Annotated in this window: 23 protein-coding genes and 1 pseudogene; 16 read left to right on the top strand and 8 right to left on the bottom strand. The window is 67.9% G+C overall.

Going from position 1 to position 25,942, the window contains the following annotated elements:
• Window positions 1-588 (top strand): annotated as a pseudogene (locus tag A5771_RS20450) (HNH endonuclease signature motif containing protein); the annotation flags it as partial.
• Window positions 589-608: 20 nt separating this feature from the next.
• On the opposite strand, the gene A5771_RS20445 reads toward A5771_RS20450, so the two are convergent.
• Together A5771_RS20445 and A5771_RS20440 are read right to left on the bottom strand one after the other, a co-directional pair.
• On the bottom strand, window positions 609-1,031 hold the full coding sequence (locus A5771_RS20445) for a thiol-disulfide oxidoreductase DCC family protein (RefSeq protein WP_064857025.1): 423 nt from the start codon (window positions 1,029-1,031) through the stop codon (window positions 609-611).
• 19 nt (window positions 1,032-1,050) lie between these two features.
• Window positions 1,051-2,205 carry a glycosyltransferase family 4 protein gene (locus A5771_RS20440; protein WP_064857024.1) on the bottom strand — a complete coding sequence of 385 codons (1,155 nt, stop codon included), beginning with the start codon at window positions 2,203-2,205 and terminating at the stop codon, window positions 1,051-1,053.
• 33 nt (window positions 2,206-2,238) lie between these two features.
• Between A5771_RS20440 and A5771_RS20435 the strand changes: the two genes are divergently transcribed.
• From A5771_RS20435 to A5771_RS20425, 3 genes are read left to right on the top strand one after another with little or no spacing between them, the layout of a single operon-like run.
• Window positions 2,239-3,009 (top strand): class I SAM-dependent methyltransferase, encoded by a 771-nt coding sequence (locus A5771_RS20435; protein ID WP_064857023.1) that lies wholly within the window; start codon window positions 2,239-2,241, stop codon window positions 3,007-3,009.
• A 53-nt stretch (window positions 3,010-3,062) separates the two neighbouring features.
• Window positions 3,063-4,535, top strand: coding sequence for an aldehyde dehydrogenase (locus tag A5771_RS20430; protein WP_064857022.1), 1,473 nt, complete (start codon window positions 3,063-3,065; stop codon window positions 4,533-4,535).
• A gap of 18 nt (window positions 4,536-4,553) precedes the next feature.
• Complete coding sequence (locus tag A5771_RS20425) at window positions 4,554-5,303, top strand: hypothetical protein (RefSeq protein WP_064857021.1); 750 nt, start codon at window positions 4,554-4,556, stop codon at window positions 5,301-5,303.
• Window positions 5,304-5,313: 10 nt separating this feature from the next.
• Here A5771_RS20425 and A5771_RS20420 read toward each other — a convergent pair whose 3' ends face one another.
• From A5771_RS20420 to A5771_RS20410, 3 genes are all read right to left on the bottom strand, one after another.
• On the bottom strand, window positions 5,314-5,802 hold the full coding sequence (locus tag A5771_RS20420; RefSeq protein WP_064857020.1) for a hypothetical protein: 489 nt from the start codon (window positions 5,800-5,802) through the stop codon (window positions 5,314-5,316).
• A gap of 26 nt (window positions 5,803-5,828) precedes the next feature.
• Entirely contained in the window at window positions 5,829-7,676 is a 1,848-nt protein-coding gene (locus tag A5771_RS20415) for an acyl-CoA dehydrogenase (RefSeq protein WP_064857019.1), read from the bottom strand.
• Between the two features lie 66 nt (window positions 7,677-7,742).
• Complete coding sequence (locus A5771_RS20410; protein WP_064857018.1) at window positions 7,743-8,621, bottom strand: arylamine N-acetyltransferase family protein; 879 nt, start codon at window positions 8,619-8,621, stop codon at window positions 7,743-7,745.
• A 120-nt stretch (window positions 8,622-8,741) separates the two neighbouring features.
• Here A5771_RS20410 and A5771_RS20405 point away from each other — a divergent pair, with 120 nt between their 5' ends.
• The 5 genes from A5771_RS20405 to A5771_RS20385 all read left to right on the top strand — a co-directional run bounded on the left by A5771_RS20405 (window position 8,742) and on the right by A5771_RS20385 (window position 14,123).
• Entirely contained in the window at window positions 8,742-9,482 is a 741-nt protein-coding gene (locus A5771_RS20405) for a 1-acyl-sn-glycerol-3-phosphate acyltransferase (RefSeq protein WP_234783143.1), read from the top strand.
• 5 nt (window positions 9,483-9,487) lie between these two features.
• Entirely contained in the window at window positions 9,488-11,113 is a 1,626-nt protein-coding gene (gene fadD12, locus A5771_RS20400; RefSeq protein ID WP_064857017.1) for an acyl-CoA ligase FadD12, read from the top strand.
• A 172-nt stretch (window positions 11,114-11,285) separates the two neighbouring features.
• Window positions 11,286-12,176 (top strand): SDR family NAD(P)-dependent oxidoreductase, encoded by an 891-nt coding sequence (locus tag A5771_RS20395; protein WP_064857016.1) that lies wholly within the window; start codon window positions 11,286-11,288, stop codon window positions 12,174-12,176.
• Window positions 12,177-12,210: 34 nt separating this feature from the next.
• A complete protein-coding gene (locus tag A5771_RS20390) occupies window positions 12,211-13,455 on the top strand; it encodes a cytochrome P450 (RefSeq protein WP_064857015.1) in 1,245 nt (414 codons plus the stop codon).
• Window positions 13,452-14,123 (top strand): DUF4386 family protein, encoded by a 672-nt coding sequence (locus A5771_RS20385; protein WP_064857014.1) that lies wholly within the window; start codon window positions 13,452-13,454, stop codon window positions 14,121-14,123. The genes A5771_RS20390 and A5771_RS20385 overlap by 4 nt, the downstream gene beginning before the upstream one ends.
• Before the next feature lie 10 nt (window positions 14,124-14,133).
• Here the strand turns inward: A5771_RS20385 and A5771_RS20380 are convergent, their stop codons facing one another.
• Entirely contained in the window at window positions 14,134-15,552 is a 1,419-nt protein-coding gene (locus tag A5771_RS20380; RefSeq protein ID WP_064857013.1) for a WS/DGAT/MGAT family O-acyltransferase, read from the bottom strand.
• Window positions 15,553-15,598: 46 nt separating this feature from the next.
• Window positions 15,599-16,831: an alpha/beta hydrolase gene (locus A5771_RS20375; protein WP_064857012.1), complete on the bottom strand. Its 1,233-nt coding sequence runs from the start codon at window positions 16,829-16,831 to the stop codon at window positions 15,599-15,601.
• A gap of 88 nt (window positions 16,832-16,919) precedes the next feature.
• On the opposite strand from A5771_RS20375, the gene A5771_RS20370 reads away from it, so the two are divergent.
• The 3 genes from A5771_RS20370 to A5771_RS20360 are packed head-to-tail and all read left to right on the top strand — an operon-like array spanning window position 16,920 to window position 20,026.
• Complete coding sequence (locus A5771_RS20370) at window positions 16,920-17,816, top strand: alpha/beta hydrolase (RefSeq protein WP_064857011.1); 897 nt, start codon at window positions 16,920-16,922, stop codon at window positions 17,814-17,816.
• Window positions 17,817-17,820: 4 nt separating this feature from the next.
• Window positions 17,821-18,873: an acyl-CoA dehydrogenase family protein gene (locus A5771_RS20365; RefSeq protein ID WP_064857010.1), complete on the top strand. Its 1,053-nt coding sequence runs from the start codon at window positions 17,821-17,823 to the stop codon at window positions 18,871-18,873.
• Between the two features lies 1 nt (window position 18,874).
• Window positions 18,875-20,026 (top strand): acyl-CoA dehydrogenase family protein, encoded by a 1,152-nt coding sequence (locus A5771_RS20360; RefSeq protein WP_064857009.1) that lies wholly within the window; start codon window positions 18,875-18,877, stop codon window positions 20,024-20,026.
• On the opposite strand, the gene A5771_RS20355 is transcribed toward A5771_RS20360, so the two are convergent.
• Entirely contained in the window at window positions 20,023-20,985 is a 963-nt protein-coding gene (locus A5771_RS20355; protein WP_064857008.1) for a MaoC family dehydratase, read from the bottom strand. The genes A5771_RS20360 and A5771_RS20355 overlap by 4 nt on opposite strands.
• Window positions 20,986-21,012: 27 nt before the next feature.
• On the opposite strand from A5771_RS20355, the gene A5771_RS20350 reads away from it, so the two are divergent.
• The 4 genes from A5771_RS20350 (at window position 21,013) to A5771_RS20335 (ending at window position 25,928) form a co-directional block, all read left to right on the top strand.
• Complete coding sequence (locus tag A5771_RS20350) at window positions 21,013-22,179, top strand: acyl-CoA dehydrogenase family protein (protein ID WP_064857007.1); 1,167 nt, start codon at window positions 21,013-21,015, stop codon at window positions 22,177-22,179.
• 166 nt (window positions 22,180-22,345) lie between these two features.
• Window positions 22,346-23,518 carry a hypothetical protein gene (locus A5771_RS20345; protein WP_064857006.1) on the top strand — a complete coding sequence of 391 codons (1,173 nt, stop codon included), beginning with the start codon at window positions 22,346-22,348 and terminating at the stop codon, window positions 23,516-23,518.
• Window positions 23,519-23,573: 55 nt separating this feature from the next.
• Complete coding sequence (locus tag A5771_RS20340) at window positions 23,574-24,764, top strand: RtcB family protein (protein ID WP_064857005.1); 1,191 nt, start codon at window positions 23,574-23,576, stop codon at window positions 24,762-24,764.
• 15 nt (window positions 24,765-24,779) lie between these two features.
• Window positions 24,780-25,928 (top strand): site-2 protease family protein, encoded by a 1,149-nt coding sequence (locus A5771_RS20335; protein WP_064857004.1) that lies wholly within the window; start codon window positions 24,780-24,782, stop codon window positions 25,926-25,928.
• The last annotated feature ends 14 nt before the right edge of the window (window positions 25,929-25,942 follow it).

The raw sequence follows: 25,942 nt of genomic DNA, 5'->3' as shown, positions 1-25,942 counted from the left end.
CCCCCCAAAGCCCCGCCCGCGCTGCTGCTGGGCGGCCCGCTGATCCCGGCACCGATGCTGGCCGAACTGATCGCCGCCGGCGCCACCATCAAACCGGTGCGACACCCCGGACCCGATAGTGCCCCCGAACCGAAGTACCGGCCCTCGACCGCGCTCGATGAGTTTGTGCGCTGCCGGGACATGACGTGTCGGTGGCCCGGCTGTGACCGGCCGGCTGAGTTCTGCGACCTCGACCATGCCATCGCCTATGCCCTCGGCGGCCCGACACATCCGTCAAACCTGCGTTGCCTATGCCGAAAACACCACTTAATCAAGACGTTTCACGGTTGGCGCGACCGGCAACACGCCGACGGGACCATCGACTGGCTCAGTCCGACCGGCCAGACCTACACCACCCACCCCGGCAGCCGATTGTTGTTCCCCGCCCTCTGCGAACCGACCGGCCGCCTACCCGCACCGACTGGCCGACAATCGGATTCGGCCGGCCGAACCCTGATGATGCCCACCCGACGACGGACCCGGGCCCAAAACCGCGCCCAAGCCATCGCCGCCGAACGCGCCCTCAACACCAGGCCCCCGCCATCCTGAGCCGCCGAGCAATGTTGCCTTCAACCCAGGAACCGGGCGCGCACTTCCGACGCCGGCACCGGGCAAGTGTCGTGCTTGCCACCGATTCGATAGCGGACGGCGGCGAAGCGGTCGTAGAGACGGTCACGGATTCCGGCGGGAATGAGGCGGGCCGCCAGGAGTAGCCGGAACGGCCCGCCCAGATAGCGCACCACCTTCAGGGCCCCCGCCGATCGGACACTGACTCGCTCATCGGGTCGACCTGGGTTGTCGACGAACACCATGGAGTCGACATCCTGCAGATCCGGATGGCGCTCGATGACCGCGCGGGCGAAGTCGCTGTCCAGGGCGGCGAATCGCAGGGTGCCGCGCCGGTCGTGGCGAAGGATGGTCTGGACCGATCGGTTGCAGACCCCACAGACGCCGTCGTAGAGCAGCACCGGAGCAGCGTGGGCGTTCGTCATCGGCGCACCTCCACGTCGCTCAGACCACGCCGCTGACGTAGCGCCGTTCGCAGACCGCCTCCAGCACCTCGCGCAGGCCGTCAGCGCTTTGCCGCCAAGAGAATTCGGCGCTGCGGTCCTGCGCCTTGCCGCCGAGCTGTTCGCGCAGCACCGGGTCGGCCAGCAGACGGTGCAGCTGTTCGACGAGCTGGTCGCGGTCGTCGACCAGCAAGCCGGTCACGCCGTCGACGATGGAATCGGACAGCCCCCCGGAATCCCGGTATCCGATGGTGGGCACCCCGTGCTGGCCGGCCTCGACGACGGCCAGGCCCCAGCCCTCCTTGCGGGACGGCAGCACATGCACCCACGCCTGTTGCACCAGCCGGTGTTTGGTCTCCTCGTCGACATGGCCGTGGAAGGTGACCGCGTCGGTGATCCCCAGCGCCGCGGCGTGCTGCACCAGCCGGTCGGCCCACCAGCCGCCGCCGATGACGTCGAGGCGCAGCTTGGGCACCCGGGTGCGCAGTGCCGCGACCGCGTCCAGCGCGTCCTCGATCTGCTTGTGCGGTACCAGCCGGGACAGCACCACCACCCGGGGCGCGTCGGCCCGCGGACCGGTCAGCGTCGGCGGGGGCGCCTCGTCGAGCCCGTTGCGCACCACCGCGATGCGTTCGGCACCCACGCCCAGTTCGATCAGGTCGCGCGCCGACGGCAACGACACCGTCAGGTATTGGTTGCGCCGGTTCAGCCACGGCGACAACCTCGACTCCACCAGCCAGCCGATCCGGCTCAACACCGGCCCGGCCACCGGCCACTGCTCCCGGTGGCAGTGGTGCACCAGCACAGCGACGCGGCGCCCGTAGGCCAGCCGGGCCAAAAACGGCAGGCCGTTCTGGGTGTCGATCACCGCGTCGGGGCGCACCCGCCGCAGCGGGCCGAGCCCAAGCCGCGCGGCGACCATGGCCGCACCCGCCCACAGATACACCGTGTAGGGGCCGCCGCGGCGGCTGATCCGCACCCCGTCGACGACTTCGTGTTCGGGTGCGCCGGGATAGCGGGCGGTGCGCAGGGTGACCGCGACTCCGGCGGCGGCCAGCTCGGCGCCGATGCGCTGCAGATAGGTCTCGCTGCCGCCGCCTTGCGGATGTCCGGTGTCACGCCAGCACAGCAGCAGGACGGAGCGCACAGCGGACACAGGACTACAGGGTAGTCCGCCTAGGCTTGGCCGGTGGCCGCCACCGAGCTGTTCGCACGACGCGCGACGCTGGGCCGCTCAATGCGCTTGCTGGGACAGTTCCGCTACGAACAGAGCGACCCGGCCCGGTTCTACGGTGCGCTGGCCGCCGACACCGCCACCCTGGTCACCGACTTGTGGCGGGGCGTCAACGGGGACGATCCGGCCGGCAGAACCCTGCTCGACGTCGGCGGCGGGCCGGGATACTTCGCGACCGTATTCGCCGAGGCCGGGCTGCGCTACATCGGGGTGGAGCCGGACCCCGGGGAGATGCACGCGATGCAGGCGGCCGGGTCCGCTTCTTCCCCGGGTGCCTTCGTGCGGGCGTCCGGGATGGCGTTGCCGTTCGCCGACGACAGCGTGGACATCTGCCTGTCGTCCAACGTCGCCGAACATGTCCCGCGGCCCTGGCGACTCGGCAACGAGATGCTGCGGGTCACCAGGCCGGGCGGGCTGGTGGTGCTGTCCTACACGGTGTGGCTGGGTCCGTTCGGCGGCCATGAGATGGGCCTGACCCACTATCTGGGCGGCGCGCGGGCCGCCGCGCGCTACACCCGCCGGCACGGCCATCCGCCCAAGAACAACTACGGTTCGTCGCTGTTCGCGGTGTCGGCGGCCGAGGGGCTGCAGTGGGCCCGCCACACCGGCACACTGGTCGCGGCTTTCCCGCGTTATCACCCGCGATGGGCGTGGTGGATGACCTCGGCGCCGGGCCTGCGAGAGTTGTTGGTGAGCAATCTGGTGCTGGTTCTGCAACCCCGCTGATGGATTGACTGCAACGTGTTCTAATCCGCCCGTCGGCTAGGTAGGGTGACGCCATGAGCGACTCCAGCATCACCGAATACGACACCCTCTTCATCGGCGGCAAGTGGACCGCCCCGTCCACCGACCAGGTCATCGAGGTTCACTCTCCGGCCACCGGCGAGTACGTCGGCAAGGTGCCGCTGGCGGCCAAGGCCGACGTGGATGCGGCAGTGGCGGCCGCGCGCGCCGCCTTCGACTCCGGGCCCTGGCCGTCGACTCCGCCGGCTGAGCGGGCCGCGATCATCGCCGCCGCTATCAAGCTCATGGAGGAGCGCAAAGAGCAGTTCACCTCGCTGCTGGCGGCCGAGACCGGGCAGCCGCCGATGGGCGTTGAGACCATGCACTGGATGAGCTCGCTCGGGGCGCTGAACTTCTTCGCCGGGCCCGCCGTCGACGAGGTCAGCTGGGAAGAGGTCCGCACCGGCGCCTACGGGCAGACGATCGTGCGCCGGGAACCGCTGGGTGTGGTCGGTGCGATCGTGGCCTGGAACGTGCCGCTGTTCCTGGCGGTCAACAAGCTGGGTCCGGCGCTGCTGGCCGGTTGCACGGTGGTGCTCAAGCCGGCCGCCGAGACCCCGTTGAGCGCCAATCTGTTGGCGCAGGCGTTCGCCGACGCGGGCCTGCCCGAAGGGGTGCTGTCGGTGGTGCCCGGCGGCGTGGAGACCGGCCAGGCGCTGACCTCCAACGCGGGCGTGGACATCTTCTCCTTCACCGGCAGCTCGGCCGTCGGCAAGGAGATCGGCAAGCGCGCTGCGGAGATGCTCAAGCCGTGCACGCTGGAGCTCGGCGGCAAGTCGGCGGCCATCGTGCTCGAGGACGTCGACCTGGCGTCGGCGGTCCCGATGCTGGTGTTCTCCGGAATCATGAACACCGGGCAGGCCTGCGTGGCCCAGACCCGCATCCTGGCGCCGCGCTCGCGCTACGCGGAGATCGTGGACGCGGTCAAAAACTTCGTCACCGCGCTGCCGGTCGGCCTGCCGGATGACCCGGGCGCACAGATCGGTGCACTGATCAGCGAGAAGCAGCGCGAGCGAGTCGAGGGATACATCGCCAAGGGTATCGAGGAAGGCGCCCGGCTGGTCTGCGGCGGCGGCCGCCCCGAGGGGCTGGACTCCGGCTTCTTCGTGGAGCCGACCGTGTTCGCCGACGTGGATAACTCCATGACCATCGCCCAGGAGGAGATCTTCGGGCCGGTGCTGTCGATCATCGCCTACGACAACGAGGACGACGCGATCGCGATCGCCAATGACTCAGTGTATGGGCTGGCCGGCAGCGTGTGGACCTCCGATGTCCCGCGCGGGATCGAGATCGCGAGCAAAATCCGAACTGGTACCTACGGAATCAACTGGTATGCCTTCGACCCGTGCTGCCCGTTCGGCGGCTTCAAGAACTCCGGTATCGGCCGGGAGAACGGCAAAGAGGGCGTGGAGCACTTCACTCAGCAGAAGAGCGTGCTGATGCCGATGGGCTACACCCTGGACAGCTGAGCGCCTATCGTCCTTGCCGTGAGCGTGCTGCTGGGGTTTGCGCCGTGGGCGGTCTACTGGGTTCTGGTCGGAAATGCGCCGCTGCCGATCGCGGCGGCAGCGGCGCTGGCTGTCGCGGCCGCCGTCTTGGTCAGCAACCGCGAGCCCACGACACGGTTCCTGGGGATCGGGGCCGTCGCGACGTTCTTTGCGCTGGCGGTGCTGCCGCTGGTGTGGGGCTGTGCGCAGCGGTGGATGCTGCCGCTGAGTTTCGCCGGACTGCTCGTGGTGGTTCTGGCCGGCAAGCTGTCGGGCCGGTCGGCGGTGGAGGCGGTGGTGAGCGCCGACTTGCCCGCGGCAGTGGTGCAGACCGAGCTGTTCGCTCCGGTCGTGAACCGGCTGACCTGGCTATGGCTGGGTGCGCTCGGGGCCATGTCGGTGTCGGCGCTGGTTCCCCCGATCCTGCGGGCCGGAGCACCGCTGATTTACCTGTTTTCCTGGGTGATCCCGTTCATGATCCTGGCCGGGGCGGCGATCGCGTCGGCCATCGTGGCCGACCGGATGACCGCCGGCTTCGGCGACGCGGTGCGCAAGACCAGCTTCGTCGCGTTCGTCGACCTGGAGATCGATCAGCTGTACTACCTGGCCCAAGAACATGCCAACCGCGAAGTCGGGCCGGGTCAGGAGGCCTACAACGTCACCGTCGGCGCGAAGGGAACAGCGTTGGTCGGCGACGAGACCCGGGTGTCCTGGCCGTCGACGTACAAGGTTCGGCAACGGCGCGGCTGAGGTCGCCGGTTCAGCCGTTGATCCGCCGACGGCGGTGTTCGATGCAACGCCCCACCTCGGCGCGGTAGTAGTCCTCGTCGAATCCGCCGGCGTCGTACAGCCGCGCGCCGAGCCGGTCCCGCAGCTCGCCGATATTCACCTCGGCGGTGGCGTTCGCCAGCACCCAATCGACGGCGGCTTCGCTACCCTGCTTCCGGCAGATCCGGTCGACCCGCCGGGCGGCGGCTCCCTTGTGGAAGCGCGCGAAGCCGGTTTTGCTCCACGACCGGATCTCCCGGGCCTCCAGATCGAGCAGCTCGCGCAGCACCGAGGTCGGCCCGTCCGGCACCGTTTTGAACGGCGCGGCGTCGACGAAGGCCAAGGCCCCATCGGGACGCCGGATGCCTTCGACGTCGGGTTCCACCACCACCGCCCCGCGCCCTTTGGCCAGCTCGTGCGCCCACCGCACGATCGTGTAGCCGTGGTCGGGCAGGCGGTATTTCGGCGTGTGGGTCTCCACCAGGTCGAGCGTAGTAGCCGACTCGCTTAGAAAGCGTCTTCGCTCAGCTCCATCACAGCCAGGTCGTCATTTTCGACGATGCGCCGTTCGGCACTGAGCCTGGGCAGCACGTTGCCGGCGAAAAACATTGCCGCGGTGACTTTTCCGCGATAGAAGTTCGTGTCGTTCTCAGAGATCTCACCATCCAGCGCACCCAACGCGATCTCGGCCTGCCACAACAGCAGCCAACCGATCACCAGGTCACCGACGGACAGCAGGAACCGCACCGACTCCAAGCCGACCCGGTAGAGCTCGCGGGAATCCTGCTGCGAACCGAGCAGGTAGCCGGTCATGGTGGTGGCCATGGCCCGCACGTCGTCGAGGGCGCCGGCCAGCAGCTTGCGCGAGTCAGTCAGCTCCGAGCGCGCATCTCCGCTGTCGAGGAACGCATCGATTTGGGCGACCAGGTGCCCCAATGCCGCGCCGCGGTCGCGGGCGATCTTGCGGAAGAAGAAGTCCTGCGCCTGAATGGCGGTGGTGCCCTCATAGAGGCTGTCGATCTTGGCGTCGCGGATGTACTGCTCGATCGGATAGTCCTGCAGGAAACCGGATCCGCCGAAGGTCTGCAGCGACTCGGTCAGGTACTGGTAGGCCCGTTCCGAGCCGACCCCTTTGACGATCGGCAGCAACAGGTCGTTGACCCGTTCGGCCATGTCCGCATCGGCGCCGGACACCTGCATGGCGACCTGCGGGTTTTGGTGGGCTGCGGTGTAGAGATAGAGCGCTCGCATCCCTTCGGCGTAGACCTTCTGCATCATCAGGGCACGGCGCACATCCGGGTGGTGGATGATCGTCACCCGCGGCGCGGTCTTGTCGGTCATCTGGGTCAGGTCGGCACCCTGGATACGGGTCTTGGCGTACTCCAGCGCATTGAGATACCCGGTGGACAAGGTAGCGATTGCCTTGGTACCCACCATCATTCGCGCGTATTCGATGACATGGAACATCTGCGCGATGCCGTTGCGGGCGTCACCGACCAGCCAGCCCTTCGCCGGAACGTCGTGCTGGCCGAAGGTCAGCTCGCAGGTGGTCGAAACCTTCAGCCCCATCTTGTGTTCCAGGCCGGTGACGAACACTCCGTTGCGCTCACCGGGCTCACCGGTCTCGGGATCCGGCAGATACTTGGGTACCAGAAACAGACTGAGCCCCTTGGTTCCCGGCCCGGCGCCCTCGGGACGGGCCAGGGTCATGTGCATGATGTTCTCGAACAGGTCGTCGCTGTCGCCGTTGGTGATGAAGCGTTTGACGCCGTCGATGTGCCAGCTGCCGTCGGGCTGCTCGATCGCCTTGGTCCGGCCGGCCCCCACGTCAGAGCCAGCATCCGGCTCCGTCAACACCATGGTGGCGCCCCAGTTCCGGTCGATCGCCATGGCCGCCCAGTGCTTCTGTTGTTCGTTGCCCAGGTCGTAGAGGATGTTGGCGAAGACCGGCCCGGCCATGAACATGAACACCGCCGGGTTGGCGCCCAGCACCAGTTCGTTGATCGCCCAGGAGACAATTGCCGGCGCCGGTACGCCACCGACGTCCTCGGTCAGGCCGATCCGGAACCACTCCCCCTCCTGCCAGGCCCGCAGCGACGCCTTGAACGGCTCGGGGAGCGCCACAGTGTGGGTGGCCGGGTCGAACACCGGTGGGTGGCGGTCGCTCTCGGCGAACGACTCGGCCACCGGCCCCTCGGCGAGCCGGGCGGCTTCGGCCAGCATCTGGCGCACCGTGTCGCCGTCGAGGTCACCGAAGGCGCCCCCAGACAGCTCCGGGTCCAGGCACTGCTCCAGCCCCAGCAGCTCGAAGAGATTGAATTCCAGGTCGCGGACATTGCTCTTGTAATGACCCATGGGTCAAGCATGCTCTCAGACCCGCCGCGACTTCCGGCGTTTCAGCGTATCCGGGCCGGCGCCAGCTCAGCTGTCGAGAACCTGCGCCACCCGAGCCTCGACATCACCGAGGCCGCTCAAGTCGATGCCGAACCGCTCGGTCAGGGCCGCACACACCTGCGCGGCATCGTCGAACCGCACCCGCTCGGTGCCGCCGCGGGTGTGGACGGCCAGGTTGCGCCCGCGCAGGTTCCAGCGGGCGTCATCGGTCACCACCGACGCGGTGAGCCCGACGACGAAGTTCGACTCGGGATAGGTCGAGACGTACCAACTGCCCACCTGCATGTCGATCAGCGGCCGGGGCTGCACGCCGAAGGTGTACAGCGGGCGCCAGCGCTGGCCGATCAGCGACTCCAACACATAGCCGTCGCGGTATTCCCGCAGCCGGAACGGCTCGTGCGGCGTGGACTGCGCCTCGCCGGCGACCAGCTGGATCGGGGCCGTCAGGGTCTGTCCGCCGAATCCGACGTCGACCAGGTACGGCTCGTCGCAACCCGGGATGCGTACCGCCAGCGCCTGGTGGGTCTGCGGGTGCGCCGGGCCGTCCAACCCGTCCGGGGTCATCCACACCACCCGCGCGGCCAGCCGATCGACCGCGAACCCGAGTTCGCGCAGCACACCGCACATCAGGTTGTTGTGCTCGTAGCAGTAGCCGCCGCGGCGGCGCGCCACCAGCTTGGCGGCCAGCGCCGACATGCTCAGGTCGATCACCGGCACACCGGTCAGCGGGTCGAGATTCTCGAACGGGATGTGGCGGACGTGCGCGGCCACCAACGCGGCCACTGTCTCGTACGTAGGTTCGGTTCCGCCGCGGTACTGCACGCGGTCGAAGTACGCCGTCAGGTCGACGCGAGAGCTTCTCACTGTCGCCGATGCTATCGGCCACCGCGGCCGAGCCGGTAGCATGGGCAAAACTAGAACACGTTTCAATTGAAGGGGCCCGTGGTGGACACACCGGACAACGACTGGTCAGACGAGGTGCCCGGGCCCATCACGAAGTGGGACCCGGGTCTGACCGAACGGGTCATGGGCCTATTGCGACCGTTCATCAAGGCCTACCACCGCGCCGAGGTGCGCGGCCTGGAGTTCTTTCCCAACGGCGGCGCCCTGGTGGTGTCCAACCATTCCGGCGGCCTGTTCCCGATGGACGTCCCGGTCTTCGCCACCGGCTTCTACGAGAAGTTCGGCTACGACCGCCCGGTCTACACGCTCAGCCACGATCTGATCTTCACCGGCTTCACCGCCGACTTCTTCCGCAAGACCGGCTTCATCCCGGCCAACCACGAAAACGCCGACGAGGCAATGCGCTCCGGCGGCGTGGTGGTGGTCTTCCCCGGCGGCGACTACGACGTGTACCGGCCCACGGCCGGAGCGAACAGGATCGACTTCGGCGGCCGCAAAGGCTACATCCGCGCGGCAATCAACGCCGGCGTGCCGCTGGTGCCGACGGTGGGGATCGGTGGCCAGCAAAACCAGATCTATCTGTCCCGCGGCACCGGACTGGCGAAGGCGCTGCGGCTGGACAAACTGATGCGGGTCAAGATCCTGCCGATCTCGTTCGGCTTCCCGTTCGGGCTGTCCGCGGTGCTACCGGTCAACCTGCCGCTGCCTACCAAGATCGTCATGCAGGTCTGCGAGCCGATCGACATCGTCGCCGAATTCGGTGAGGACCCCGACATCGATGTCGTTGATGCGCATGTGCGCGCCGTCATGCAGGACGCCCTGGACGAGCTCGCGCGCGAGCGTCGCCTCCCGATCCTGGGCTGAGCGGGATGGCCCTGGTCGATTCGCTCAATCGGGCCGGCTCGATGCTGGCGACCTTCACCCGGGCCGGGCTGCTGGCGCCGCTGCGGCCCGACAAGTACCTGCGGATCGCCGCCGCCGCGGCCCGCGAGGGCGGCACCACCACCACCGGTATCGCCATGGCGGCGCAGCGGTGCGGAGACCGCGCGGCGATCATCGACGAGCGCGGCACGCTGACCTACGCCGAACTCGACCGGCGGTGTAACGCGCTGGCCGCCGGTTTGCAGCGGCTGCCCGGCCGGACACCGCGGGCGATCGCGCTGATGTGCCGCAACCACCGCGGCTTCATCGAGGCGCTGGCCGCCGCCAACCGGATCGGCGCGGACGTGTTGTTGCTCAACACCAGCTTCGCCGGACCGGCGCTGGCCGAAGTCGTCGCCCGCGAAGACGTCGACCTGATCTGCTACGACGAGGAGTTCACCGCCGCGGTGGATCTGGCCGTGCCGGTCGACGCGGGCTGCACGCGGGTGGTGAGCTGGGCCGACAGCGCGATTGCCGGTCTGACCATAGACGACTTGATCGACGCCAACGCCGGACGGCGCCCGGCCAAACCGGACCGGTCCGGCAAACTGGTCATGCTCACCTCCGGAACCACCGGCACCCCCAAAGGCGCACGCCGCTCCGGGCGGGGCGGCGGCGGGATCGCCGACCTTGCGGCCATCTTCGACCGAATCCCTTGGCACACCGAGGAAACCGTCGTCATCGCCGCACCGACGTTTCATGCCTGGGGATTCTCCCAGCTGGCATTGGCCTTGACGATGGCGTGCACCATCGCCACCCGCCGCAAGTTCGATCCGGAGGCCACTCTGGCGCTGGTGGAGGACAACGACGCGACCGGCTTGTGCGTCGTCCCGGTGATGCTCGACCGGATCATGTCGCTGCCCGATGAGGTGCGGGCCGAATACCCCTGCACCACACTGCGGTTCGCCACCGCATCTGGTTCGCGGATGCGTCCGGACGTGGTGACAGCATTCATGAACGCCTTCGGCGAGGTGGTCTACAACAACTACAACGCGACCGAGGCCGGCATGATCGCGCTGGCCACCCCCGAAGACCTGCGCTACTCCCCCGACACCGCCGGCCGTCCGGCACCGGGCACCGAGATCCGAATCCTGGGTGCCGATTTCTCCGAGGTTCCGACTGGGATGACCGGGCAGATCTTCGTCCGCAACTCCTCGCAGTTCGACGGCTACACCGGCGGCGACTCGAAGCTGTTCCACGACGGCTTCATGGCGTCCGGCGACTTGGGCTACTTCGATGACACCGGAAGGCTTTTCGTGGTCGGCCGCGACGACGAGATGATCGTCTCCGGCGGCGAGAACGTCTATCCGATCGAGACGGAGAAGGTGCTGACCACGCACGCCGCTGTCGCCGAGGCCGCCGTGATCGGTGTCGACGATGCCGAGTTCGGGCAGCGCCTGGTGGCCTTCGTCGTCGTGAAGGCGGGCGCTTCGGCCACACCTGAGGAACTCAAGCAGCATGTCCGCGACAACCTGGCCGGTTACAAGGTGCCGCGTGACATCACCATTCTGAAGGAATTGCCGCGCAACAACACCGGCAAGGTGCTGCGCCGCGCGCTGCAGGCGCGCGCCTGATCCGCGACGTAGCGAAGAGCAAATCTCATCCATTCGGATGAGGCGCCGGGCCGATCCGGGACGAGTTAATGGGGGAACCGATCATGCGGACCGGAGGATCTCGTCCGGTACCGGACGTGTTTCTTGATCGGCAGCGCAGCACCCCGTCGATCGAGGCGTCGAGGAGGCCAAGGTGGCACGAATCATCGTCACCGGCGGCAACAGCGGAGTTGGCAAGGCCACGGCGGCGGCCCTGGCGGCGGCCGGGCATCAGATGACGATCGCCTGCCGGACTGTGCGAAGCGCCGAGCAGGCCGCCGCCGAGATGGCGGGGGACGTCGAGGTTGCCCACCTCGATCTGGCGGATCTGGCCAGCGTGCGCAGGTTCGCCGATTCGGTGGACACCGTCGACGTCTTGATCAACAACGCGGGGGTTTTCGGGTTGCCGCTCACCTACACCGTCGATGGTTTCGAGGCGCACATCGGCACCAACCACCTCGGGCATTTCGCGTTGACCTGCCTGCTCGGCGCGAAGATCACCGACCGGGTGATCTCGGCGAGCAGTGCGATCTACCGCTTGGGCCATATCGATCTCGACGACCTGCACTGGCGGCACCGCACGTACCGCAATTGGGGTGCTTACGCGCAGTCCAAACTGGCCACCATGCTGTTCACCTGTGAGCTGGCCCGGCGCGGGGTACGCGCCTATGCCACGGATCCGGGGTCCGCTGACACGAACATCACCAGCGACAGCACCGGGGTGATGCACTGGCTCGGCGAGCACAAGGTCGTGACGTTTCACCTGCAGAGCCCGCCGGATGCCGCGCGTGCCAGCATCGAAGCGGTCACCACCGAACTGCCCAGCGGGAGCTATCTGGCGCCGCGGTTCAGCCAGTGGGGCAGGCCCAAGGCAACCCGGATACGCCCCAAGGCATGCGACCCGGTGCTGGCGCGTCAGCTGTGGAATCTGTCGAGCGCGCTCACCGGCTGCGACTGGCCGGCGCAGAGGCCTCAGCCAGAACCGTGGGCCGTGCCGCGAAGCTCGCGCTGTCAAAACCCAACGCGATCCCCGAGATCTTCGTAGTACTAAAGCTTTTCGCTGACGTGAGAGGTGCGCCATGACGTGTACGGCGGCGGTGGGCGACGCCCTCAGCATCGGTGGGGTCGATCTGGCCGATCCCACGACCTACCAGGCAGGTATGCCCTACCAAGCCTTCCAGACCCTGCGACACCGCGCACCCATCGCATGGCACCCGCAGAAGAACGGCCCCGGCTTCCTGGCGCTGACCGCCTATGATGACGTCCTCGTCGTCTCCAGAGACAGCGCGACATGGTCATCGCAAAGCACCGGCGTGAACCTCGATGTGCCGCAACCGGACGAGTCCTACTGGCTGGGAATGCTGATGCTGACGATGGACCCGCCGCGTCACACCGCGCTACGCGGGTTGATCAGAAGAGGTTTCACGCCCCGCCAGGTCGGAGAGTTGACCTCGCACATGGCTGAGATGGCGCGACAGATCGTCGACGACGTGGTGGAGCGCGGTGAGTGTGACTTCGCCAACGACGTCGCCGGCGCCCTGCCGTCGTTCGTCATCTCCGAATTGCTCGGCATCCCCCTGGCCGACGGTCGGCGGCTCTACGAACTCACCGAGATCTTGAACGCCGGCGTCATCGGCGACCCGCAGATCGAGCAGGCCAAGCTGCAGATGTTCGAGTACTCCACAGCCCTCGCGGCCCGCAAACGCGCCGTCCCCGAAGACGACATCGCGACCACACTGTTGCACGCCTCGGTGGACGGGCGCCGCCTCACAGAACTCGAGTTCAACCTCTTCTTCATGTTGCTGATCAATGCCGGGGGCGACACCACCCGCAACCTGATCGCCGCCGGCACCCTCGCGTTGATCGAGCACCCGGCCGAGCAGGCGCGGCTCCGCGCCGACCCGGCCCTGCTGCCGACCGCCATCGAGGAGATGCTGCGCTACGTCAGCCCGGTCACCGCGTTCGTACGCACCGCCACCAAGGACACCGCACTGCGTGGTATCGCGGTCCCCCGAGGGACCCGGGTGGCGATGTTCTACCCCTCGGCCAACCGGGACGAATCACATTTCCTCGACCCGGACCGGTTCGACATAGGCCGCAGTCCCAATCTCCACCTGGCATTCGGCGGTGGGGGCACACACTTCTGCCTGGGTGCCAGCCTCGCCCGCGCGGAGGCCACCGCGATCTTCCCGGAGGTGCTCGCCCGCATGAAGGACCTCGAACTCGACGGGCCGGTCACCAGGGCGCCGTCAACGGTGATCAACGGCATCCACTCGATGCCCGTGCGTTTCACCCCGGCGCACCGGCACCCGAGGATGCCATGACCGAAGCCGGCTGGATACGTGCGGGCGCCATTGCCGGAATCCTCTACGTCCTGATCGGGGCGGCTGCCGGCGCACTGACCGGCGCCATCCCGGCAGCCGGCAGCAGTGCGGCCACCTACCAGGCCAACTTCGTCGAGAAGCAACAGCTGCTCATCGTGCAGGCATGGCTGTTCCCGTTGGCGGTGCCGCTACTTCTGATGTTCTCGGTTGCGGTCCGTCGAATCCTTCGCCGCTCAAGCCAGTACCTCAGCGAGCTGTTCGTCATCGCGCAGACGGTCATCGCCGCGCTCTTGATGGTTACGATGGGCCTGCAGTTCGCAGTAGCGCAGGCCGCTGAGGTTCTGGACGCCCAAGTGGTCTTCACGGTGGGGACCCACGCCGAGGCGATCATCATCGAACTGTTCGGTTTCCTCACCGGCACTGCCGCTTTCGCATACGCTTACTGCGTCTTCAAAGACGGCGTGCTACCGAGATGGAGTGCCTTTCCGGCCATCCTGGCGTCGTCGGTATGCGTCGCCTTCACCGTTGCCGTCTTCATCCGCACCGGACCCTTCGCTTTGGAAGGCGGCGTCTCGGCGTTCGGCCCCGCGGTGGCCACGGTTCTGTGGTATCTCAGTGCATCAATTGCACTGCTGGGCGGCGACCGGCGACCTCATCAGATCCGGTGACGGTCGACGCCTAAGCCGGGGCCATCGCGGTCTCGACCGGCGTCAGCTTCTCGGAAATCCCTGCGGCGCGGCGGATTGCGATGAACTCGTCGACCATGGCACTGGTCACCTCGTGCGGGTCGTCGACGGTGGCGCCGTCGGACAGCACCGAGATGTTGAGCTGGTCGACATAACTCCACACGGTGATGTTCAATCCGCTGCCGGCGGTCAACGGTCCCACCGAATAGATCTCGGTGACCAGCGCACCGCCGACCCGGCCACGTTCGCGGGGGCCGGGGACGTTGGAGATGTTGAGGTTGAGCACCTTGTTCTGCCCGTCTCGGCTGGACAGCCACCGGAACAGCGACTCCGCCGGTGCCGGCGGAAGGTACGCCGACCACCTGCTGACCAGCTCCGGCCCGACCAGGTGGTGGGCTTCCTTGGCCAGATTGGCTGCCTCCCGGGCCTTTTCCACCCGCTCCAGCACATCCTCGACGTCGACCGGCAACGCCACCAGCACCCCGGAGAACCGGTTTCCCGAGATCCGGTCCGGGGAGAAATCGAAGCTCATCGGCACCGACGCCAAAAGCGGATGGTCCGCCTTGCCGTCGTAGCGCAGCAGCAGCGTGCGCAACGCCCCCGCCGAGATGGCCAGCACCAGGTCGTTGATCGTGGCGCCCACTTGCTTGCTGGTCGCCTTGATGTCGGCCAGGGCGAGGGTGGCGGTGGCGAACCGGCGCTCGGGGGTGAGCATGTGGTTGATGAAGCTCGGTGGCGGGGTGAACGGCCGGGTCAGCTCGGCGGACAGTTTTCGGGTGCTGCGCCGGACCCGCCCGACGCCGGCCGCGGTATAGCGGATCGTCGCCGGGATCCTGCCCATCTGCCGGAAGTGATCGCGGAACGCCGAGCGCACCAACTGCCCGCTGGTGGGGGCGGGATCGGTTTCGTAGGAATCCCGTTCGAACTGCGGACCACCCAACAGATCCATACCGCGGGCCATCAGATTCGCCGAGGCGATCCCGTCAGCGAGGGCGTGGTGGATCTTGCCGACCACCGCGATCCGGTTGTTCGCCAGACCCTCGATGAAGTACATCTCCCACAGCGGGCGGCTACGGTCCAGCGGCGTACTGGCGATCTGCCCGATGGCCTCGTCGAGTTCGCGACGACCGCCCGGGGCGGGCAGCGACCACGGCCGGATGTGGTAGCTCAGGTCGACTTCGCAGTTCTCCCGCCACATCGGGTGGTGGAACTTGCCGGGGATGTCCACCAGTTGGTAGCGAAACGGATCCAGCTTGTAGAGCCGGCTGTGGATCACCCGGCGGAAGGCCTCTACGTCGAATCCGCGCCGGTCGGCGTCGAGCTCGATCACCGCGACTTTGAGGGTGTGCATGTGCACGTTCGGCGTCTCGCTGTAGAGCAGCACCGCATCCCACCCGCTGAGCCGCTTCACCGTCGCACCATCCCCATGGGAGCGACCCTACCGCGGCCGGCGGTGCTCAGATGACCTGTTTGCTGCCGATCGTGGCGCGGTCCCGGCGAATCTGATTGAGGAACAACCCGATTGCCGTGCTCACCGCGCCGGCGCGAGCTCCGTCGGTCAGGTCGAAACCGTGTCCTGCGCCGGGCAGCTCCAGGTAGCCGACCTTGGAGCGCGACACCGCCCGTAACCGGTCGGCGAAGACCCGGGCCTGCGCTACCGGAATGACGGTGTCGGCGCTGCCGTGCACCACCAGGAACGGCGGCGCCTCGGGGTGCACCCGTGCGATTGGCGATGCCTTGCGGTAGAGGTCGCGATTCCGTCGGATCGACCTGCCGACCACCACCCGCTCCAGGAAGTCGACGAACGCGGCCCGTTCCGGAGTGGACCGGTCCTGCCAGTCATAGCGGCCGTAGATGCCGACCACGGCGTCCACCGAGGTGTCGGCGCCGGCCGGGAGCTCGTCGGCGAACTCGCGATCGCCCGCCGCGCTGCCGGTCAGCCCGGCCAAGGCGGCCAGATGCCCGCCGGCCGACGAACCCGCCACCGCGACGAAGTTGCGGTCGCCGCCGAACTTGTCGACGTTGGCGTGCGCCCAGGCGATCGCGGTCTTGACGTCGATGATGTGACGCGGCCAGCGGTTGTGCGGCGCGACCCGGTAGTCGATGGACAGGCACACCCAGCCCCGCTCGGCCAGGTGCGACAGCAGCGCATAGCCCTGCAGCGTCCGGCTGCCATGCACCCAGGCGCCGCCGGGGACGTAGATCAGCACCGGAGCCGGTGTCGTCGGCAACTTTCGGGGCGCCCACACGTCGAGCACCTGGGCGGGGTCGCTGCCGTAGCGCACCCCGGAACGGTGGATGTGCCGCCGGTGCTGCCACGCCTTCCACACCGGCGGGGCCTGCTCCGGCTGCGGCCATTCGATGGCCAGATCGGCGGCGGTGACCACGCCGCTCAAGGCGGCTTCGGAGACCGCCCGGGTCTGCTCGCGGTCCCGCTTGCGGACGCCGGCCGCCCCCGGCGTCAGCCACGACTTGGCCGCGCTCGACAGGAACTCCGGCATGTGGCGGGTACCCCACACTCCCATCGCCGTCATTCCGCCCAGGGGTTCCAGCCGTTTCCCGACCACCGGCAACGAAGCTGAAGCGACGCTGAAAGCCAGCAGGTAGTCGGCAGGTCGGGCGCGCTTCAGCCAGCGCAGGCGACCGGACAGATTCCAACCGGTCTCCCCGGTCTGCGGTGCTGCCGTCATTAGCGGAGAGTACCGCGCCGGCCCGAGAGTAAACGCCAATCGGGCGGGTTGTCGGCCGGAAGCATCTGGCACCGGCAATACTGAGTCGATGGTAAGCACCGGGTTCCATCCAGATCTGCGCAGAGCCGCCCGATTCCTGCCGCGTGGCGGGATCGGGCCCCGGACACTGCCGGTGCTGCAGGCGCTCGTCGGTTTGCAGGGCCGTCGCACCCCCAGGGACGTCGAGGTGCTGTCGGTGCCCTCGGGTGCCGAGGTGCGGGTCTTTCGGCCGCACAGGCGGCCCACCATCCCCACGCCGGCGCTGCTGTGGATCCACGGCGGCGGCTATGTGCTGGGGCAGGCGGCACAGGATGACCGGCTCTGCCGCCGGTTCAGTGACGAACTGGGCATCACCGTCGCCTCGGTGGACTACCGGTTAGCACCGAAGCACCCCTACCCCGCCGGGTTGGAGGACTGCTGGGAGGCACTGACCTTGCTGGCCGCGCTGCCCTGGGTGGATCCGGCGCGGGTGGCTATCGGCGGGGCGAGCGCAGGCGGTGGGCTGGCCGCTGCCCTGGCGCAACTGGCCGTCGACCGCGGCGGCGTCCAACCGGTGCTGCAGCTGCTGGTGTATCCGATGCTCGATGACCGCAGCGCTTCGTTGCCGGCCCACCCGGGCTACCGGTTATGGAGCCCGCGGAGCAATCTGTTCGGCTGGACGTCGTATCTCGGCGATGCCGATCCCGACGCCGCGGTGCCGGCCCGGCGTGCCGATCTGACCGGACTGGCACCGGCCTGGATCGGGGTGGGCACCCTGGATCTGTTCCACGACGAGAACCTGGCCTATGCGGAGCGGCTTCGGCAAGCAGGTGTGCCGTGCGAGGTCGAAACCATCGCCGGCGCCTTCCACGGTTTCGATCTGCTGCTGGCCAAGGCGCCGGTGTCGCGGTCGTTCTTCGCCAGCCAGTGCGCCGGCCTGCGCAACGCCTTCACCCGGGAAGGCTGATCCGGTGGCGGGTACCGAGGAGCTGCGCGCGCTGCGCGGTGCGGTCGCCGACTTGATGGCCAAGCGCTCCGACGACGGCTGGGACGAGCTGGCCGCGATGGGCTTGCTGGGGCTGCTGGTGCCCGAGGAGTACGGCGGTGCCGGCGCCGGACCGGTCGAGGTGGGCGCGGTGGCCGAGGAGCTGGGCCGGGTTCTGTTCGCCGGCCCGTATTTATCGACCGCGGTGTTCGCGGTGAATCTTCTTACCGCCCTTGATGACCCCGCGCAGTGTGCCGCGGTGTTGCCGGCGATCGCCGCCGGGACGAAGCGGGTTGCGGTCGCGTTCGCCGAGGGTGACTCGACCCGCCCGCCCGCTGCACCGGCGACCTCGGCCCGCAGTGGCGCCGACCGGCCCCTGCTGACCGGCGAGAAGCGATTCGTGCTCGACGCCGACTCCGCCGACCTGCTCTACGTCCTGGCCGCCGCAGAGAGCGGACCGGGTGTTTTCGCCGTCGACCCCGGCGGCCCGGGCATCACCGTGGAACCGTTGACGACGGTCGATGCGTCCCGCCGGCTCTGCCTCGTCCGCTTCGCCGACGCCCCGGCCAGCGCGGTCGGCGCGCCGGGGAGCGGCGTGCAGGCGGTGACCACGGCGCTGGACCACACTGCGGTGGCGCTGCTCGGCGAGCAGGCCGGTGCGGCACGGCACGCGATGGAGATGGCCCGCGACTACGCCAAGACCCGCTACCAGTTCGGCCGGGCGATCGGCAGCTTCCAGGCCGTCAAGCACATGTGCGCCGACATGCTGTTGGAGGCCGAGTCCGCGGTGTCGGCCGCGCGCCACGTCGCCACAGCCGCTGGTTCGACGGGCTGGGTCGCCGATCTGGCGCTGGCTCAGGCCTACTGCTCGGACGCATTCGTCTTCGTCGGCGCCACCAACATTCAGGTGCACGGCGGGATCGGGTTCACCTGGGAGCACCCCGCTCACCGGTATCTGCGCCGGGCGCGCGGCGACGCCCAGTTGTTCGGCAGCCCGTCCTGGCACCGCGAGCGCTACCTGCGTGAGATCGGAGCGTGAGATGACCGACGACGCTGCCCTGCGCACCGAGGTCCGCGACTGGTTGGCCGCCAACTGGTCACCCGAGGTCGACCGGGAGACCTTCGCCGCGGCCGTGTTTGAGGCCGGCTGGACGGCGCCGTCTTGGGAGCCGTCCTGCTACGGCCGTGGTCTTACCGATCGTCAATCTCGGTTGGTGGCAGCTGAATTCGCGGCCGCCGGAGCCCCGGGCGCCGGGCATGACCGAGCTGATCTGTTCGCCTGCACCGTGCACGATTGCGGCTCTGAAGAGCAGAAGCGCAGGCTGCTTCCCCCGGCGTTGCGCGGGGAGAGCAAATGGTGCCTGCTCTACAGCGAGCCCGGCGCCGGGTCGGATCTGGCCGGCCTGCGCACCCGCGCCGAACGCGATGGCCACGACTGGATCGTCAACGGGCAGAAGGTGTGGACGTCGTTCGCGACCACCGCCGACTACGGCATGTTGGTGGCGCGCACCGACCCCGATGTGCCCAAGCACAACGGCATCACGTTCTTCATGCTGCCGATGCGACAGCCCGGCGTGGAGATCCGCCCGATCCATCAGATCACCGGCGAATCGGAGTTCAACGAGGTATTCCTGACCGACGCCCGGGTGCCCGATGCGAACCGGATCGGTGAGCCGGGCGCCGGCTGGTCGGTGCTGCAGGTCGCGTTGGGCTACGAGCGCCGGCTGATGGGTGACATCGCCCGCACCACCCGCAGCCGCCGCGAGAAGTCCAGCGACCTGGTCGAATTGGCGCGCGACGCCGGCTGCCTCGGCGACTCCCACATCCGCCAGCAGATCGCCCGCGCGCATGCGCTGGCAGGCGTGAACCGGTGGAACACCCAGCGGGCCAAGACCAGTCCCGACCGCGCCGAGGCCGCGACCCTGCTCGCGCTGGGCAAGATCGCGATGTCGCGGATTCTGCACGAGACGGCCCGGGTGGCGACCGAGATCGTCGGCGCCGAAGCCATGCTGAGCGGACCGGAGAATCCGGTCGGTGACGCGGTGACGTTCCGGGCGCTCAACGCCTACTTCACCTCCATCGGTGGCGGCACCGATCAGATTCAGCGCAACATCATCGGTGAGCGGGTGCTCGGCCTACCCAAGGAGCCGGATCCCTACCGGGACGCCCCGTTCCGGGACCTGCCGCACTAGAACTGCAATGCGGTGAAGCGCCAGTCCAGCACCTGCCGATCCGATTCATCCCCGGCCGCATAGACCAGCGACCGCAAACTCAAGATGTTGTCGGCGGCCGATTCGATGTGCAGTTCGCTGTAAAGGGTGTCGCCCTCGTGGACCGGCCCGGTGTGATCGCACGACTGCCAGCCCAGCACCGTGACCAGATTCGGCAACAACCGGCAGGCTTGCGCCAGCGCCAGCCCGATAGTGTGCCCACCGTAGACCAGACGCTGACCCGCCACCCGCGAATCATGATGGGTGGCAGCGATATTGAGGGTCAGGCGGGCCAACTCGGGGGCGGAGCTGACCACGTCGCCGGTGCTGGTCAACACGGCACCCGCCAAGCCCGGGTTGAAGTGCGGGCCGGGCACCCGCCGCCGGAACTCGTCGGCGTCCCAGTGCGCGGTGACATCCGGTGGTGCCGCGAGTCCGCTGCCGACGGCCGACAGGTCGTCGCGGTGCCCGGTGTCGTCGGCGCCGGGCGACAGCGGCAGCATCGCGCAGCGGTAGAAGTCGAGCACCAGCCGGTCGGCCTGATCGATGGTGGTCACCCGTAGGGCCGCCAACCCGGTCGGTTCGCGGCCGGGTTTGGCGGAGTTCTGTTTCAACCCGACGACTTCGGTGCGGGTGAACAGGGTGTCCCCGATTACCGGGAAGTGGAAGAAAGCCAGGCCCCGGTAGAACAGGTTGGCCTTGACCCGCCGGGTGGCTAACGTCGACTGGCCGATCGCGACGTCGCACACCAGCCCCGGGTGGGCCAGCGCCGTGGTCGCCCCGGTGACAACGTAGGACAGCCGGGTGTCCAGCGGCAGCCGCAACCGGTCGCCGAGGATCGCCTGGTGCAGCGCCGCGGCTCCTGCGGTCAGCGTCATCGCCGGAGCCGCGTCGAAGACCTGGCCGACCTGGAGTTCGTCGAAGTAGGGCTCGCTGGTCATCTCAAAATCCTGACATACGGTGAACCGATGACGCCCCCACTGACCGACGAAGAGTCGATCCTGGTCGAGACCGTGCGCCAATTCATCGACCGGGAGGTCAAGCCGTCGGTCCGCGACGTCGAGCACGCCAACACCTACCCGGAAGCGTGGATCGAGCAGATGAAGCACCTGGGCATCTACGGCCTTGCCGTGCCCGAGGAATACGGCGGCACACCGGTGTCGATGCCGTGTTACGTGCTGGTCACCCAAGAGCTCGCGCGTGGCTGGATGAGTCTGGCCGGGGCGATGGGCGGGCACACCGTCGTCGCTAAACTGCTGACGCTGTTCGGGACCGACGAGCAGAAGCGCCGCTACCTGCCGGCCATGGCGACCGGAGAGCTGCGAGCCACCATGGCGCTGACCGAACCGGGCGGCGGCAGCGACCTGCAGAACATGACGACCACCGCGGTGTCTTCTCCGGCCACCCCGGACTGCCTGGTGATCAACGGTGCCAAGACCTGGATCTCCAATGCCCGCTATTCGGGGCTGATCGCGCTGCTGGCCAAGACCGATCCGCAGGCCACCCCGCGGCACAGCGGGATCTCGGTGTTGTTGGTAGACAACCCGATTGCCGGGCTCACGGTCTCGCGGGATCTGCCCAAGTTGGGATATAAGGGCGTCGAGAGCTGTGAACTCAGCTTCGAGCGCTGCCGGGTGCCGGCCACGGCGGTACTCGGCGGCGCGCCCGGCCACGGTTTCGCGCAGATGATGAAGGGCCTGGAGACCGGTCGCATTCAAGTTGCGGCCCGCGCGTTGGGGGTGGCCACCGCGGCGCTGGAGGACGCGCTGGCCTACGCCCAGCAACGGGAGAGCTTCGGCCAGCCGATCTGGAAGCATCAAAGCATCGGCAACTATCTGGCCGACATGGCGACCAAGCTGACCGCCGCCCGCCAGCTCACCCGCTACGCCGCCGAGCGTTATGACAGCGGCCAGCGCTGCGACATGGAGGCCGGCATGGCCAAGCTGTTCGCCTCCGAGGTGGCCATGGAGATCGCGCTGAACGCGGTGCGCATCCACGGCGGGTACGGCTACTCGACCGAATACGATGTCGAGCGCTATTTCCGGGATGCCCCGCTGATGATCGTCGGCGAGGGCACCAACGAGATCCAGCGCAACGTGATCGCCGCCCAACTGGTGGCCCGCGGAGGAATCTAGGCCTTGCCGCCGGCGCTCAACCGAGAACGGCGGTGCACCGCTGCGGCCCAGGTAGACTGGGGTGGAAAGCCCGCCGCGGTGAGCAGCAATTGGTGCGGCAGTCGCCGGTAAGGACACATGCAAGGAGAGGCGGGCGAAAGCAGCAGAGACAACGAGGAGCCGAACCATGGTCGCAATCGCAAGGCTGGCAGACACCGACCTTCGGGAGCTCTCGCAGCGAACCGACCCGCTGGGTGTGCTGTCGGTTTATGCGGACACCGACCGCGGCCACGACCCGAACCTGCAAGCGACCGCCATCGATTTGAAAAACCGCTTCCGCGAACTGCAGCGCTGGGCCGAAGATAACTCTTCGGAGGACCGGCGAGCTATTGCCGCAGCGCTTGAACGACTCTGGCCGCACGTAGCGGACATGGCCAGCCCGACCGCCTCGTGCCGCAGCCGAATTGCCTTCGCCGCGCTGGAAAGCGACTGGGTCTTAAGGGTTGAAACCAACATGTCGGTCAACAACCGGCTGGTGTTGGACGACGGGCCCTTCATCCATCCACTGCTGGAGTTACTCGATGAGGGCCGACCGGCCGGCGTCGTGCTGGCCTCAGCAGACGACGCCCGCTTGCTGGAGTGGCGAGTCGGATCACTGCAGTTGCTGAGCCATATGGGGCAGCCGTACGTCCAGGCGCCGCACGAACGGGCCGGCCAGATCGGAGGCGGCCCGCAGGGGCAGTTCCATACTCCGAGGCGCGAGCAGCGCCAGGCCCGCGACCAGGATCGGACACAGCGGTTCTTGGACCAGGTTGTCGAAGTCGCCACCGAGTTGGCCAGTGATCGCGGCTGGGAACGCATCCTGGTCAGCGGTGGCACGCAGTGGACCGAGCCGGTCGCCGAGCGGTTCCCGCAGACGCTGCGCGGCATGGTTTACTCCGACGCCCGGGCCCTTAGCGGGCTCGATGATGCCGCACTGGCGGCCGCGGTCACCGACTGGGCGCATGAGCAACACACCGAGCGGGAGCGGCGGCTGGCCCAGCAGCTGGGCGACGCTGCCGGATCCGGCCGTAGCGCTCTCGGGTTGTCCGAAGTTGCCGCAGCTTTAAACGCCGGGCAGGTCAGCCACCTGGTGTACGACCCGGAGGTCCGCTACGCCGGGGCAGTCGGCGCAGACGGGGCGTTGTACGGCGGTGCAGAGGTCGGCCCGAATGGCCGGCCCGCGACGCCGGAGCCCCGCTTCACCGAGCGGCTGGTCGAGCAGGCGCTTCGGACCGGGGCCCGCGTCAGCCCGGTCGAAGGCGCCGCCGGTGCCGAACTCAGCGACGCCGCCGGGTTGGCCGCACTGCTGCGTTGGTGACGGCCCGTTCGGGTATACGACACCTCCGTTGGGGTCGACGGCCGCAGGGGAAAATATGCAGCACATCGCCGGATACAAGCTAGTCAATTTCGCCAGTGAGATCGATGAACAGACGGTCGAGCAGGCCAAGCAGACCGCCAGCATGTCGTTCATCTACCCGCACGTCGCGCTGATGCCGGATGCCCATTTCGGCAAGGGCTCGGCGGTCGGCACCGTGATCCCTACCGTCGGGGCGGTGATCCCGGCCGCGGTCGGCGTCGACATCGGCTGCGGCATGACCGCGGTCCTGACCGCCGCCACCCGCACCGAGATCGCCGGCCGCGATCTTCGTGAGCTGCGCGAGTCGATCGAGTCGAGCATTCCGCTGTCCCCCGGCCGATACAATCGCCGCCTAGATCGGTTCTCCTTCACCGCACCTCGGTTGGAGACGCTGGAGCGCTCGGCTGCAGATCACGGTGTCGACCTAACCCACAGCCGGAATTGGCGGCTGCAGCTGGGCTCGCTCGGCGGCGGCAACCACTTCATCGAGCTATGCGTCGACGACCGTGACCGGGTCTGGCTTTTTCTGCACAGCGGTAGCCGCGGCGTCGGCTACAAGATCGCGCAGCGCCACATCAGGACCGCACAACGACTTGCGCGCGAACGGCGCATCAGTCTGCCGAACCGCGACCTTGCCTACCTGGAGGAGGGCACCGACGAATTCGATGCCTACTTACGCGAGCTGACCTGGGCGCAGTCCTTCGCTTTCGAGAACCGCGCTGAGATGACCGACCGATTCCGGCAGGCTTTCGCCTACTGGATGGGAATCGATATCGACGAAGCACGGCACACCGAAAAGGACCGGGTGTTCTCGCACCACAACTACACCCGCCGGGAAAAGCACGCCGGCAAGGAGGTTTGGCTGACCCGTAAGGGCGCGATCGACGCCAACGACGGTGTTCCGGGCCTGATCCCCGGGTCGATGGGCACCCGTTCCTACGTTGTGCGGGGCAAGGGCAACCCGACCGCCCTGTGCTCGGCACCACACGGTGCGGGTCGGCGGCACTCTCGGACGCAGGCACGAAAATTGTTCACCGCCAACGACTTAGCCGTCGCCATGAAGGGTGTCGAATACCGGCACGGCGATGCGTGGGTCGACGAGATCCCGCAGGCGTATAAGGACATCGACGTTGTGATGGCCGATGCCGCCGACCTGGTCGAGGTGACGGCGGAGTTGCGCCAGGTTCTCAACGTGAAGGGCACCTAGAAACGGAGGACGACGATGAATCCGACGGTACAGCTGGGCCGAATCGCCGGTGTCAGGGTCGGTGTGCACTGGAGCGTGCTGGTCATAGTGGTGCTGTTGGTAGCCGGGCTGGCGACATCCTTTCCCCGCATGGTCGCCGGTTACCCGTGGGGGGCACACCTGCTGGCCGCCGTTGTGGCGGCCGCGCTGTTCGTGCTGTCACTGCTCGCCCACGAGCTGGCGCACGCGATCGTGGCGCTGCGCAACGGCGTCCAGGTGGAGGGGATAACGCTGTGGCTGCTGGGCGGGGTGGCCCGGTTGCGTAGTGAAGCGCCCACCCCCGGAGCCGATTTCCGGATCTCCGCGGTCGGACCGTTGACCAGTCTGCTGATGGCCGGCCTGTTCGCCGCAGCGGCGCGGCTGGCGGACGTAACCGATGCGGGTGCACTGGTGGTGGCGGTCCCCAGCTATTTGGCGGTTATCAACGTGGTTTTGGCCGCGTTCAACACCATCCCGGCCGCACCGCTGGACGGTGGACGCATCCTGCGAGCCGCGATATGGGCGTGGCGCGGCGACCGGTTGACCGCAGCGGTGGTGGCCGCCCGGGCGGGTCGTATTTTCGGGTTTACCTTGATCGCATTGGGCGTCTTGCAAGCCATCGACGGCCTGGGTGGCGGCCTGTGGTGGATGCTGCTGGGACTGTTCGTCGTGACCATGGCCAGCGCCGAAGAACACCATGCCCGCACCAGCACGGCGTTGGCCGGAGTCCGGGTTCGCGACGTCATGACCGCAGAGCCCGAGACGGTGGACGGCAACGTTACCGTCGCCGAGTTCTTGCAGAATGTCGCGCTGCTCCGCCGGCACTCCGCATTCCCGCTGCTCGATCAGGCCGGGCGGCTGCAGGGATTGGTCACTTTCAGCCGGATCCGGTCGCTACCGGCTGACCAGCGAGCTACCACGCTGCTGCGCGAGGTGGCGTGCCCGCCGGTCGAAATTCCGTTGGCCCAGCCCGACGAACCGCTGTCGGCGTTGCTCACCCGCCTGCGGGGGTGTACTGACGGGCGCGCCCTGGTATTCAGCGGCGACACCCTCGTCGGCATCGTTTCACCCAGCGACATCAGCCGCGCGGCGGCCTTGCACGGGCTGGGAGTCCAGTCCGCTGCGGCCGGTGCCGACATCGCCTAATCTTCAGTGTCAGA

It is taken from the genome of Mycolicibacter sinensis, assembly GCF_001667375.1.
Classification (GTDB): domain Bacteria; phylum Actinomycetota; class Actinomycetes; order Mycobacteriales; family Mycobacteriaceae; genus Mycobacterium; species Mycobacterium sinense_A.
This window is presented reverse-complemented; position numbering and strand designations above follow the sequence as displayed.

Coding starts and splice junctions, on each gene's coding strand:
- A5771_RS20445 (WP_064857025.1), bottom strand. CDS start 1,031: ATGACGAACGCCCACGCTGCTCCGGTGCTGCTCTACGACGGCGTCTGT.
- A5771_RS20430 (WP_064857022.1), top strand. CDS start 3,063: ATGAGCGACTCCAGCATCACCGAATACGACACCCTCTTCATCGGCGGC.
- A5771_RS20415 (WP_064857019.1), bottom strand. CDS start 7,676: ATGGGTCATTACAAGAGCAATGTCCGCGACCTGGAATTCAATCTCTTC.
- A5771_RS20410 (WP_064857018.1), bottom strand. CDS start 8,621: ATGCTACCGGCTCGGCCGCGGTGGCCGATAGCATCGGCGACAGTGAGA.
- A5771_RS20405 (WP_234783143.1), top strand. CDS start 8,742: ATGGGCCTATTGCGACCGTTCATCAAGGCCTACCACCGCGCCGAGGTG.
- fadD12 (WP_064857017.1), top strand. CDS start 9,488: ATGGCCCTGGTCGATTCGCTCAATCGGGCCGGCTCGATGCTGGCGACC.
- A5771_RS20390 (WP_064857015.1), top strand. CDS start 12,211: ATGACGTGTACGGCGGCGGTGGGCGACGCCCTCAGCATCGGTGGGGTC.
- A5771_RS20385 (WP_064857014.1), top strand. CDS start 13,452: ATGACCGAAGCCGGCTGGATACGTGCGGGCGCCATTGCCGGAATCCTC.
- A5771_RS20375 (WP_064857012.1), bottom strand. CDS start 16,831: ATGACGGCAGCACCGCAGACCGGGGAGACCGGTTGGAATCTGTCCGGT.
- A5771_RS20370 (WP_064857011.1), top strand. CDS start 16,920: ATGGTAAGCACCGGGTTCCATCCAGATCTGCGCAGAGCCGCCCGATTC.
- A5771_RS20360 (WP_064857009.1), top strand. CDS start 18,875: ATGACCGACGACGCTGCCCTGCGCACCGAGGTCCGCGACTGGTTGGCC.
- A5771_RS20355 (WP_064857008.1), bottom strand. CDS start 20,985: ATGACCAGCGAGCCCTACTTCGACGAACTCCAGGTCGGCCAGGTCTTC.
- A5771_RS20350 (WP_064857007.1), top strand. CDS start 21,013: ATGACGCCCCCACTGACCGACGAAGAGTCGATCCTGGTCGAGACCGTG.
- A5771_RS20345 (WP_064857006.1), top strand. CDS start 22,346: ATGGTCGCAATCGCAAGGCTGGCAGACACCGACCTTCGGGAGCTCTCG.
- A5771_RS20340 (WP_064857005.1), top strand. CDS start 23,574: ATGCAGCACATCGCCGGATACAAGCTAGTCAATTTCGCCAGTGAGATC.
- A5771_RS20335 (WP_064857004.1), top strand. CDS start 24,780: ATGAATCCGACGGTACAGCTGGGCCGAATCGCCGGTGTCAGGGTCGGT.